The organism is Chitinophaga jiangningensis (assembly GCF_900142605.1).
Lineage (GTDB): Bacteria > Bacteroidota > Bacteroidia > Chitinophagales > Chitinophagaceae > Chitinophaga > Chitinophaga jiangningensis.
Window position 1 is genome coordinate 582,034 of record NZ_FRBL01000007.1, and the last position, 11,748, is coordinate 593,781.

The 11,748-nt window shown below is 48.9% G+C and carries 9 protein-coding genes; 5 read left to right on the plus strand and 4 right to left on the minus strand.

Annotated features, from left to right (window positions below; translation table 11 throughout):
- Positions 1-8: 8 nt before the first annotated feature.
- The gene (locus BUB18_RS20680) at positions 9-3,071 is read right to left on the minus strand and encodes a SusC/RagA family TonB-linked outer membrane protein (protein WP_083550376.1); all 3,063 of its coding nucleotides are present in this window, start codon (positions 3,069-3,071) and stop codon (positions 9-11) included.
- Between the two features lie 405 nt (positions 3,072-3,476).
- On the opposite strand from BUB18_RS20680, the gene BUB18_RS20685 reads away from it, so the two are divergent.
- Complete coding sequence (locus BUB18_RS20685) at positions 3,477-4,121, plus strand: hypothetical protein (protein WP_073084683.1); 645 nt, start codon at positions 3,477-3,479, stop codon at positions 4,119-4,121.
- A 32-nt stretch (positions 4,122-4,153) separates the two neighbouring features.
- Here the strand turns inward: BUB18_RS20685 and BUB18_RS20690 are convergent, their stop codons facing one another.
- The 3 genes from BUB18_RS20690 to BUB18_RS20700 all read right to left on the minus strand — a co-directional run bounded on the left by BUB18_RS20690 (position 4,154) and on the right by BUB18_RS20700 (position 7,871).
- Positions 4,154-5,446 carry a D-alanyl-D-alanine carboxypeptidase/D-alanyl-D-alanine-endopeptidase gene (locus BUB18_RS20690; RefSeq protein WP_073084685.1) on the minus strand — a complete coding sequence of 431 codons (1,293 nt, stop codon included), beginning with the start codon at positions 5,444-5,446 and terminating at the stop codon, positions 4,154-4,156.
- 87 nt (positions 5,447-5,533) lie between these two features.
- Positions 5,534-6,880 carry a Gfo/Idh/MocA family protein gene (locus BUB18_RS20695; RefSeq protein ID WP_073084687.1) on the minus strand — a complete coding sequence of 449 codons (1,347 nt, stop codon included), beginning with the start codon at positions 6,878-6,880 and terminating at the stop codon, positions 5,534-5,536.
- A gap of 25 nt (positions 6,881-6,905) precedes the next feature.
- On the minus strand, positions 6,906-7,871 hold the full coding sequence (locus BUB18_RS20700; RefSeq protein ID WP_073084689.1) for a formylglycine-generating enzyme family protein: 966 nt from the start codon (positions 7,869-7,871) through the stop codon (positions 6,906-6,908).
- A 173-nt stretch (positions 7,872-8,044) separates the two neighbouring features.
- Here BUB18_RS20700 and BUB18_RS20705 point away from each other — a divergent pair, with 173 nt between their 5' ends.
- From BUB18_RS20705 to BUB18_RS29685, 4 genes are all read left to right on the plus strand, one after another.
- Positions 8,045-8,971 (plus strand): hydroxypyruvate isomerase family protein, encoded by a 927-nt coding sequence (locus BUB18_RS20705; RefSeq protein ID WP_073084691.1) that lies wholly within the window; start codon positions 8,045-8,047, stop codon positions 8,969-8,971.
- 95 nt (positions 8,972-9,066) lie between these two features.
- Complete coding sequence (locus BUB18_RS20710) at positions 9,067-9,414, plus strand: phage holin family protein (protein ID WP_073084693.1); 348 nt, start codon at positions 9,067-9,069, stop codon at positions 9,412-9,414.
- Between the two features lie 19 nt (positions 9,415-9,433).
- Positions 9,434-11,407, plus strand: a complete 1,974-nt coding sequence (locus tag BUB18_RS20715) for an alpha-ketoacid dehydrogenase subunit alpha/beta (RefSeq protein WP_073084695.1) — start codon at positions 9,434-9,436, stop codon at positions 11,405-11,407.
- Positions 11,408-11,477: 70 nt separating this feature from the next.
- Positions 11,478-11,618, plus strand: coding sequence for a hypothetical protein (locus tag BUB18_RS29685; RefSeq protein ID WP_178372164.1), 141 nt, complete (start codon positions 11,478-11,480; stop codon positions 11,616-11,618).
- The last annotated feature ends 130 nt before the right edge of the window (positions 11,619-11,748 follow it).

Consider the following 11,748-nt stretch of genomic DNA (forward strand, 5'->3'; position numbering starts at 1 on the left):
AGTTAAGATTAGAAGGTTACGTTTAATCCCACATTATAGATCTTGGTTTGTGGGTAATATTGACCGCTACCCTGAGGTGCTTCCGGATCGAATATCTTCACATTGTCGATGGTAAGCAGGTTCTGGCCGGTGAAGTACACCCGGAAGTTTTGGATGCCTATCCTTTTGCACAATGCGCCTGGAACGTTATAGCCGAAGTCGAGTGTTTTAAGACGGGCATAGTTGGTATTCCAATACCAGAAAGTGTTCTGACGGTTTACCCAGTACTCACGGTCACGGTCGTACGCTCTTGGCCAGGAACCGTTCGGGTTCTGTGCAGTCCATCTGTCTTTCACAATTGCTTCCGGGAAGTTGCCGATCAATCCTGACTCCGTACGGATGTATTGACTGGCGCCGGTGGCTGCCTGCCATAACATGGTAAAGTCAAAGTTTGCATACTTGGCCGTCATCGTTAAACCATAAATCATGGTAGGATACTGGGTTTTGTCTACACGAATCCTGTCAAGATCGTCGATCTTCTTATCATTATTAATATCCGCAAAGATCACGTCACCAGGCCGCGCACCACTCAGGTGAACAGATTTATCCACTTCATCCTGCGTATGGTAGATTCCCACTGCTTTGTAATAAAGCGGGGCCTCGATCTGCCCTCCTGTATATTGCTGCCAGGCAGGTACATTAGGAGATTCCGCCCAGTACAGGATTTTGTTTTTAGCGCGGGTGACGGTACCAATGATTTCGTAATGGAATTTTTTGATATCGTTTTTGTGAGATAATACCATCTCGAATCCCTTGTTGCTTACGATACCGATGTTTTCATCCGGAAGTGTCAGACCGGTAAAATCAGGTATAGCAGCATTTCTGGGAATGAGGATGTTGGAACGCTTGGAATAGAAATACTCCCCTTCGATAGACAATTTATCTTTAAAGAGTTTGGTTTCAAGGCCTATGTTATAGTTGTTAGCCACCTCCCAGGTAATGTAAGGGTTGGGTGTACGGATCTGGTAAATCGATTTATTAAGATCAGAGCCGAACATCACACCACCGCCTGCAAAGCCGTAAGTAGTAAGGTACTGGAATGGAGGTACGTTGTCATTACCCATTTGGCCCCAGGAACCACGAATTTTGAAATAGCTCATCGCATGGATGTTCTCTTTCCAGAAGTTTTCGTTGGACAGGACCCATCCTGCAGAGGCCCCAGGGAAGAAGCCCATACGGCGACCTTCAGGGAAGTTTTGTGTACCATCGTAGCGACCGTTGAAATCGAACAGGTATGTTTCCTTATAGTTGTAGGATATACGGCCAAAGTAGTTTCTGCGTGCATATTCAAAGGCGGAACCGTTATTATCCTTTTGCTTGTCGCCACCGGCCGATAGCTGGTCCAGCTTGTCACTCACGAAAAACCTTCTGTATGCACCGAAGTTATCACCCCGGAGGCTATTTTGCTCGAAGGCTGCAAAGGCGCTCACATAGTGCTTTCCGAAAGTACGGGTATAGTTCAGCTTGAGGTTTACAGTACTACTTCTGCCGGTGTTAAAGTTTTCAGTCAGCTCAGGGGCCGACACACCTCTGGAGCCCGGGATCAACGCATGGTTGGTGCTGTTAGGGTCGAGCGTGTACAGTGTCCAGGGTTTCACGAAAGTTTTTCCGAACTGGAAGTTCTGGTCATATGCGAAACTACCATCTACAAACAAACCCTGTACCCATGGAATATTTACCACGGCCACAAAGGTTCCGTTTACCACATAGTTTTTATCGCTCGTATAACCGATAGCGTTAGTACCGGTTACCACCGGGTTATCCCCATATTCGATATCTGGTCCAGGTTCGCCGGTAGGCCAGATGGCGTTTTCCGTAGGGCGGCCGCGCATCAGCGCTCTGAAAATAGAACCGGCACTGCGTGGAGGGAAGTTTCTGTCTTCCAGCCTGCCCGCCAGGTCAAAGCGGAGACGGATATATTCATTTACCACCGCATCCAGGTTGGCTCTTACGTTCTGCTGTTTGTAATTGGTAGCACTGTTTTTATAGATACCATCCTGGAACAGGGAACCGAGCGAAACATAGTAACTCATTTTTTCCGTACCGCCGGAAAGGCTGAGATCATGACGATTCTGAAGCGATACTTTTTTGATCGTGGCATCGTACCAGTTTGTGTTCGGATAAAGCCATGGATCTGATCCATCGCCAAACTTCTTGATTTGTTCATCTGTGTAACGGGGTGCATCACCACCGTATGTCAGGATCTCATTTACAATCTGTGCGTACGTAGGTGCGTCCGCCATTTTGGGCAGGCGTGTAGGCGTTACAAACGACTGGTTGTAACCATAGCTCACGCTGGGTTTACCGCCTTTACCGCGCTTGGTGGTTACCAGGATAACGCCGTTGGCAGCACGGCTTCCGTAGATGGCGGCAGCGGCATCTTTCAGGATAGATACGCTTTCGATATCATTCGGGTTCATACGCTCAAAGCCATCTCTGGGGAAACCATCGATTACCACCAGCGGGTTACTGTTGCCCAGGGTGCTACGGCCGCGGATAAAAATGCGGGAACCGTCGTAACCCGGCTCACCACTTTGGTTTACTGCGATAATACCAGGGATGCGACCCACCAGGGAGTTGGAAATGTTTACGTTTGGTGACTGCTGGAGCTCCGAACCCTTTACCATGGAAACGGCGCCGGTTTTGGTCACTTTCTTCTGCGTACCATAACCAACCACCACGTACTCATCAAGGGTTTTCTGACTTTCCTTTAGTACAATCGACAGGGGCTTGCCATCCACCACCTGTTCTACAGGATCATAACCGATAAATTGGAATACCAATACCGATTCTTTCTTCACATCATTAATGGAGAAGTTACCTTTTTCATCAGTGGTGGCGCCGCGTTTGGTATCTTTTACCAATACGGTTACACCTGGCAACGGATTGCCGTTGATGTCCTTAACTTTTCCTCTGATGGTCAGATTAACCTGCTGCCAGGGGGAAATAGGCAGCGCGCGCGTGCTCTGCGGTTGCAGAACCGACCCGAGAAGGCATAGCAATGCTATTGCCTTCACATAACGTGGAACCATAAATTAAAATTTTGGGTGATAAAACTTAGTCGATGAACGGGCTTTCTTTATCTACGAGTACAGCAAATTCATCTTCGATCAATTTATCAAGATTTATATTAATTTTTTTCTAAAAATAAGCGTACTTTAAACACTTTTGTCTAATTAAAATGCCATCTTTTATACATTATCATTAATCTCTAATTAACAACGATCTATATAAAGGCTACCAGCTTTACATTGCAGGTCTGGGTTCGCTTTTCCTTTTTGTACCGGTGCCCGGAATGTGTGTCTATACGTGAAACTGATTGATACTGAAGCCATGCTGCAGCTGATGACCTGATCATCTCCCTAAAAAAAATATTGGAAACAGTGAATAAAAACCGGGACTTAAGCGTTAATAAGATATCCTAATCTTTATTTCTCATGAAAACCGGCCTCAGTCTGGGAACCATCGTGCTCTGTGTAATGATGCTCTTTTCCTGTAGCAAGGAAATGAGTACGGAAGATGGCGGGGTCAACTCTAAGTGCGATTATGCACCATACACGCAAGGTTCCTCCTTTACATATCTGAATGTGAGTAGCACCGGCGACAGTTCGCAGTACACGCTTACAGTTAATGGGGATACTACGATTAATGGCAATGTGTACCGGAAGCTGGGCGATAGTTCAGCATTTATGTGCTCCAATTGTACCGAAGGCGTTTACACACAAATAGCGTCCATCCTGAGTTTCGACGGCTATACTGCGTCGGACCTGCGCCTGACCTATCTGAAGGACTTCCTGCCTGCCGGCAGTACCTGGTCTGATACGGTTACGGTCAGCTACGGGGGCATCAGCACCAAGGCACTCCTTCAGTATACCATTGTGCAAAAAGGCATCAGTAAAGTGGTGAACGGCCATGACTATACGGATGTAATCGGGGTGCAGCTGGATGCCAGCGCCTCCACGGCCAGTGCTACATTACCGGTAGGTACTGTGGCGGTAAACTACTATGCCCGCGGCATTGGGCTGATAGAATCAGACCAGGCGCAGGATACCACCCGGCTTGTCAATTTTAATATAAAATAACAGGGTTGCCGTTTCAGCAACCCTGTATTTAGTTAGTAGTCTTTATAAATCTTCGTCAGCAGCTTCTCCACTGCCCTTCTCACACTCGTGGCACTCTCCCGGTTATTATTTACCAACACACTGAAAACAAGCGTTTTATTGTTCTTTGTTACCAGGTAACCACTGAGGCATACACTTCCCGTGAGCGTTCCCGTTTTCGCATGCACAAACTGCTCTTTGTAATAATTCTTCAGGGTGCCCTTCCCTCCTGTCGGGAATATTTCCCAAAGCCGCTGCTTAGGGTAGCTTTTGTACATATCCGTCAGCACGGTTACAAAGTCGCGCGGGGTGAGGAGATTATACCGTGATAACCCGGAACCGTCCACCCACTGTGCCTCCTGCGGCAAAGAAGTAAGATAGGTATCTATTACATATCTGATAATGCGCTTCGTGTTAATGCTGTCCCATAGCAAGGCACTGCTCATCATCAGTGTTTGTTCTGCAAAAAAGTTATCACTGCGGTGCATCATGGGCGTAAACATGGAATCCACCGGCACGCTGCGCAGCAGGGTAAATTTCCCGGCGGGAGCGGTAAGCGCCACGCCTATGCTGCGGTGCAGGGTATCTTCCAGCCGCTCCTTCAGGTCTAGTATGGAGCCGGTGATATAGGGCACTTCGTAGGTGGAAGTGCTACGGTCTTTCCGGTTATATCTTATAGAGAAGTTATTGTTTCGTTCATCCCTGTCCGTTAGTACTTCCGAGCTGGTATCGTCTGGCAGCAGGGTGAGGTTGTAGAGGTCGGGGGTCATCCATGAGCTATCCTTTTGGTGCCTGATGCGGACTACGTTGCCATACATTGGCATTTCACTCAGCTCGGGCTGATAATAATCCGGGTAATCGCTCCAGGCCCATCCGGGTCCAAAGCGGCGATTAGCGTTGCCGGTGCTTACCAGCCATATCTGCTTCTTTGTTTGCTGTAATAAGGCCAGCAGTGGCTGATAGGGAAAATCGGGATGCAGGAAAGTTGGATCACCGGTGCCTTTGATGAAAATCGCGGTATCGTTTTCCAGGTAGCGTGCCGCCGGCAGGGAGTCGCCTAATAGCTTCAGTCCTGTAAAAAGGGAAAATATTTTTGTGTTGGAGGCAGGAGAGAAATATTTTTCGTCCTGGTACTGGTACCAGTATTTGCTTGTTGCCGGCTCGTAAATGGAGATCCCGGTATGTGCATCTTTGAGTGGTGGCGACTGTAGCACTTCTGTGGCTGCCCACCTGGCGATGGCCGCCTGCTGTGCATTAGCCGTGGTGGCTAATAATACTACTCCGCATGCAATGATGTAATTCCTCATGGCGGGAAATTACAAATTAATGTAAAGGAAGAGGCCGGGAATTTGTGTGTCCTTTTCCAAACCCCGGCTCCACCGTCATCATTATAATTAACCAACGTATTTCGTAATACCAGGTTTTGCATATGGATATAAGCCGTCAGCCCCCGGAACAATCGGAGGTGCCGCGTCAAATGCATATGTCTTAGGATGCAGATCCAGGCCTGAATCCAGGGCTTTATCCCAATGGATCACCTGACCAGAATAAGTAGCCATACGGCCCAGGATGGCCGACATGGTAGCCTGTGCACCACGCAGTGCATCGGAATACTTGTACTCCCCTTTTGCGATGGCTGCAAACAGCTCATCGTGTTCGGTTTGGTATGGATTATTTTCGTTTCCTTTTTTCTCAAACTGGTAGATCACTTTTCCCTTGGCATCCACGATCTGCGCGCGATCGCAGTAGATGCGGCCCTTTGTACCTACAATCTCTTCATCTACCTTGCTGGCAGCGGCTTTCCAGTGGCGGCACTGGCTGTTCATTACCACACCGTCCGCATAGCGGTATTCCACATAGTGGTGATCATAGATCTCACCGTATTCTTTGCCGGTACGTACTGCGCGGCCACCCATACCGGAAGCGGTAGCAGGCGTATCGTTTTTAAACCAGTTACCTACGTCGATATTGTGGATATGCTGCTCTACGATATGATCGCCACAGAGCCAGTTGAAGTAGTACCAGTTACGCATCTGGTATTCCATTTCTGTATATTCAGGCTTACGTGGCTTTACCCAGAGGTCGCCCTGGTTCCACCATACCTGGATAGACGTGATGTCGCCGATGATACCATCCTGGAAGCGTTTATACAGTTCCCGATATGAGTTCTGGTAGCGGCGTTGCAGCCCTACTACCACGTTCAGTTTTTTGGTGTTGGCTACTGCAGCTGCTTCCAGTACGCGTTTTACGCCTGCCGGGTCGGTAGCTACAGGTTTTTCCATGAAGATGTGTTTGCCCTGTTTTACCGCTTCTTCGAAGTGGATAGGTCTGAAACCCGGAGGGGTGGCGAGGATCACCACATCTGCCAGGGCGATGGCTTCTTTATATGCATCGAAGCCGATGAACTTGTTTTTTTCAGGAACGGCTACCCTGTCGGCTTTATCGCCCAGTGCTTCCTTAATGTTGTCGTAGCTGTCTTTCAGCCTGTCGGGGAATGCATCCGCCATCGCCACCAGCTGCACATTTTCCTTGGTTTTGAGCGCCTGGGTGGCTGCTCCGGTACCGCGACCACCACAGCCTATCAGGGCTATTTTGATCACACCGGCATTGCCGGACCCTTCAAATGAGGCGGCTTTAGACAGAATAGGCATTGCAAGCAGGCTGCCGGCGATCATGGACGATTGTTTTACGAAATCGCGGCGACCCTGAACGTGGAATTCTTGTGATTTTTCAGTGTCCATAAAAGGATTTTTTTAGGTGTGAATACTAGCGGGATCCAACGTATTTATCGATCTGTTCTTCAAAAAATTTTTCTGCTTCTGCTTTAGTAGGCTGTTTAACGGGGCGGACTACACGAAAACCAACGAAAGGTGCGTCGGCGTTCCACCAGCGGCTTTTAGGGTTCTGCGGATCGCGGTCGTTCCACATCGGGTCCGATTTTAGTCGCGCTGCGGCTCTCAGGGCTACGGCATCATCTTCGTAGGTGCCGCCTTTGAGCAGTCGTGGTGATTTCTTGGTAGGCACCGTCCAGGGATTGGTGGTGGCAGCCTGTGCTACCCCCTGCTCATCGTACTGGTCCATGGTCCATTCCTGCACGTTACCCAACATATCGTACAGGCCCCAGGCGTTAGGTTTCAGTTGCGCTACCTGGTGGTATTTACCTTCACTATTATCTTTATACCAAGCGTAGTTTTTCAGTTGAGCGGCGTCGTTGCCAAACGGATAAGTGGTTTTTGCACCGGCGCGGCAGGCATATTCCCATTCTGCTGCGGTGGGCAGGCGGTAGAATACACCAGTTTTATAGTACAGCCAGCGGCAATACATCAGAGCGCCGTACTGACTCATACTGTTGGCGGGAAAGCCGCCGGCTTTTCCCATACCCAGCGTAAGGTCGATGTAGGGCGGGCTGGGGCGGGTCATACCGTCAGGGATATCCGGTTGTGGTTTATCCTGGTCGGCAAACTCGTTGTATTCATCAAAGGTAACTTCTGTGGCACCCATGTAGAAGTCATCGATTTTTACAGTTTTAGCAGGCCCTTCATCAGCTTTCCTGCCTTTTTCATTTTGAGGACTTCCTAACGTGAACGTGCCTCCCTTGATGGGCACCATTTTAAAATGCACTTCAGTACCAGGTATCTTTTGGTCGTAGGCGGTGTATTCACTGTCTTTCTGGGCAAATGCTGGCTGACAAAGCATTCCGCCTACTAACAAGGTCACATAAAATTGATTCATCTGAGTAGATTGGGTGTGTACGTGGTCAAGATAGAAAATGAATTGATTGTTGCAAACTTTTTGTGATGAACGCAAAAAAAGAGGTCTTTTTTTGATTATTTTTCTTTTTGCTAGCATTTATATTCAAAACCTTTTAAATTTAAGGGTGTCCTTTTTACTTTTAATTCATCGTTATGAAAAGACGAAATTTCCTGCAACAGGGTGCTTTAGCCGGCCTTTCCGCCCTGGCATTGGGAGGTGTAACCACCGCCGCACAGGCAGCCTCCACTTCAACAAGTACTGCAGGTAAACCATTTAACCTGGACTATGCCCCGCACGATGGCATGTTTAAAAACAACGGCGGCGCCGACTTCCTCGATCAGATCAAATACATGTATGATCAGGGTTTCCGCTCCATTGAAGACAATGGGCTGCTGGGCCGTGATGTAGCCATGCAGGAAAAAATCGGTAGTCTGCTCGCCCAGAAAAATATGACCATGGGCGTGTTTGTGGTAGATACCGGCAACAACTGGAAAACATCTCTCACCACTGGTAAGCAGGAGTTTAAAGATGCGTTTATTGCCACCTGCAAAAAGAGTGTAGAAACGGCTAAGCGTGTGAACGCCAAATGGGCGACCGTTGTTCCCGGCTTTTTTGACCGTTCCCTGCCAATGGGCATCCAAACCGCTAACGTAGTGGATGCACTGCGCCGCGGTGCTGAAATCCTGGAGCCGCATGGGATTGTGATGGTGCTGGAGCCGCTGAGTGATACGCCGGAACTGTTCCTCCGCACGGCAGAACAGAGCTACGAAGTATGTAAAGCGGTGAATAGTCCTTCCTGCAAAATCCTGTACGACATCTACCACATGCAAAGAAATACCGGTAACCTGATTCCTGTAATGGACCTTTGCTGGGACGAGATCGCCTACATTCAGATTGGTGATAACCCCGGCCGTAAAGAGCCAGGCACCGGCGAAATCAACTACCGCAACATTTTCAAACACTTACATAAAAAGGGTTATAAAGGTGTGTTGGGGATGGAACATGGGAACTTCGGAAAAGGCGCAGAAGGTGAGCTGGCACTCATCAAGGCCTACCGTGATGCCGACAATTTTCTGTAATTTAAATAACGGAGTACCGGATAAATGCAGTAAATTCCATTTATCCGGTGCTTCACCGGTTTTATTTACTAACGCCGTTATTTAAATTATTTTCTATGGGTTTCCTATTACGCATCCTTGTTAGTGCCATTGCCGCCATGTTTACCGCCTATCTGCTGAAACCGGCCGTAAAGGTAGACAGCTTTGTGACTGCGCTCATCCTGGCACTGGTACTGGCTATCCTCAATGCACTCGTTAAGCCCCTGCTCGTTCTGCTTACTTTCCCCGTTACCATAGTTACGTTAGGTTTATTTCTCTTTGTGATCAATGCGGTTATTATTTTGCTGGCAGCCAAACTGGTACCTGGTTTTAAGGTAGACGGCTTTTGGTGGGCGTTACTCTTCAGCATTGTGATGACCATCGTCAACAGTGTGCTGATCGGCCTGGCCGGCGGCAGCAACTAATCTGCAAAATTTACCGTGCATGCATTTCGACAGTTCCAACCTGAGCAGGGAACAACAATTGTCTTTCTATCATTCGCTCGTATTTCCGCGACTGGTAGAGGAAAAAATGCTGTTACTGCTTCGCCAGGGAAAAATTAGTAAATGGTTTTCCGGTATCGGCCAGGAGGCCATTGCCGTAGGCGCCACGCTGGCCATGCATACGGACGAGTGGATACTCCCGCTGCATCGCAACCTGGGTGTATTTACCACCCGTAACATGCCACTGGAAAAGCTGTTGCTGCAATGGCAGGGGCAGGTACCCGGCTATTCCAAAGGGCGGGAACGCTCCTTCCATTTTGGGGACCGTGCACACCAGATCTGCGGCATGATATCCCACCTCGGCCCTCAGCTTGGCATTGCCGACGGTATTGCACTGGCACACAAACTCCGGAAAGATAATCGCGCTACGCTCGTATTTACCGGCGAAGGAGGCACCAGCGAAGGCGATTTCCATGAAGCACTCAACATAGCCGCTGTCTGGGACCTCCCTGTCATCTTCCTGATAGAAAATAATGGCTATGCGCTCAGCACACCGGTGTCGGAACAATACCGTTGTGCCTCCCTGGTGGAAAAGGCCGCAGGGTACGGGATTGAAGGAGTTCAGGTAGATGGTAATAATTTGCTGGAAGTATATCAAACGGTTCGCTCCGCACGCATGTATGCAGCAAGCCATAACAAACCGGTGCTGATCGAAGCCCTGACGTTCCGCATGCGCGGCCATGAAGAGGCCAGCGGTACTAAATACGTGCCACCGGAATTATTGGAAGCATGGGCCGCCAAAGACCCCATTGCGCAATACGAAGCTTATTTACTGGAAGAAGGTATACTTTCCGATGAACGCATACACGATATTAAACACGCGCTGAAAGCGCAAATAGAAGAGGCCGTGGCCGCTGGCTTACAACCGCACCCTGCTCCCGTTAGCACCGCGCAGGAACTCAGCGATATTTACGCACCCGCTCCTGCTCCGCATTACCCGATTGGCACCAGTACAGAAAAACGCTTTATTGACGCGATTGCCGAAGGCTTGCGTCAATCGATGGAAGAATTCCCGCTGTTGATCCTGATGGGCCAGGATATCGCAGGGTATGGCGGTGCTTTTAAGATTACGGAAGGCTTCCTGGAGCAATTTGGTCCCGAAAGGGTCCGGAACACCCCGCTCTGTGAGAGTGCCATAATTGGTGCGGCACTGGGCTTATCTATCCAGGGATTTAAGAGTATGGTGGAAATGCAGTTTGCAGATTTTGTTTCCTGCGGTTTCAACCAGATTGTGAATAACCTGGCCAAAATCCACTACCGCTGGGGGCAAAACGCGGATGTGGTGATCCGGATGCCTACAGGTGCCGGCGTGGGCGCAGGCCCCTTTCATTCACAAAGCAATGAAGCGTGGTTTACCCATGTTCCCGGCCTGAAGGTGGTATACCCGTCCAACCCGGAAGATGCCAAAGGGCTGCTTTGCGCTGCCATTGCAGACCCTAACCCGGTATTGTTTTTTGAGCATAAGGCTTTATACCGGAGCATTTCAGGCCTGGTGCCGGACGAATATTATACTACTGAAATAGGAAAAGCCCGCCTGGTGCAATCCGGCGATGACATTACCATCATCACCTATGGCAGCGGGGTACACTGGGCTATGGAGTATACTGCCAGCCACCAACACCTCAGCATCTGCCTGCTGGACCTCCGGACATTGCTGCCGCTGGACTATACCGCCATTCAGCAAGCAGTAGCCGCTACGGGCAGGGTACTGGTGCTGCATGAAGACACACTCACCGGCGGCTTGGGCGCCGAAATCAGCGCCTGGATAGGCCAGCACTGCTTTCATTTGCTGGATGCCCCTGTGATCAGGTGCGCCAGCCTGGATACACCAGTGCCCTTTGCCACGGAACTGGAAAAAAATTTCCTGGCCAAAGCCAGACTGGATGCGGATATACAGCAATTGATGCAGTGGTAACTGAATTCTTGATTGGGAATTTGCCCCTAAAGTTCTAATTTGCATCCGGAAATAATAAACTCATTATATCATGATGACTTTCTTAGATGTAGTACACACCACCAACTTTTACAAAGTTGGAGATAGCATCGGTGGCTTTCTGGCACCAGCGGCAATTGTAGTTTTTGGACTTATGTTCCTGTATGCCTGGGTTAAATACGCTAAGGCATAACACCCCATCGTTTTTTCACATCGCATTATAGTTAAAAGAGGCTGTCTCAAAAGTAATTTGAGATAGCCTCTTTCTATTTTTAGAAAAAAAAAGGCTTTTATTAAGGTTTTGTGTTGATAAATAGTCTTCT

Bases quoted from the DNA above. Each gene is read 5' to 3' on its own strand.
- BUB18_RS20680 (WP_083550376.1), bottom strand. From the start codon at position 3,071: ATGGTTCCACGTTATGTGAAGGCAATAGCATTGCTATGCCTTCTCGGG.
- BUB18_RS20685 (WP_073084683.1), top strand. From the start codon at position 3,477: ATGAAAACCGGCCTCAGTCTGGGAACCATCGTGCTCTGTGTAATGATG.
- BUB18_RS20690 (WP_073084685.1), bottom strand. From the start codon at position 5,446: ATGAGGAATTACATCATTGCATGCGGAGTAGTATTATTAGCCACCACG.
- BUB18_RS20695 (WP_073084687.1), bottom strand. From the start codon at position 6,880: ATGGACACTGAAAAATCACAAGAATTCCACGTTCAGGGTCGCCGCGAT.
- BUB18_RS20700 (WP_073084689.1), bottom strand. From the start codon at position 7,871: ATGAATCAATTTTATGTGACCTTGTTAGTAGGCGGAATGCTTTGTCAG.
- BUB18_RS20705 (WP_073084691.1), top strand. From the start codon at position 8,045: ATGAAAAGACGAAATTTCCTGCAACAGGGTGCTTTAGCCGGCCTTTCC.
- BUB18_RS20710 (WP_073084693.1), top strand. From the start codon at position 9,067: ATGGGTTTCCTATTACGCATCCTTGTTAGTGCCATTGCCGCCATGTTT.
- BUB18_RS20715 (WP_073084695.1), top strand. From the start codon at position 9,434: ATGCATTTCGACAGTTCCAACCTGAGCAGGGAACAACAATTGTCTTTC.
- BUB18_RS29685 (WP_178372164.1), top strand. From the start codon at position 11,478: ATGATGACTTTCTTAGATGTAGTACACACCACCAACTTTTACAAAGTT.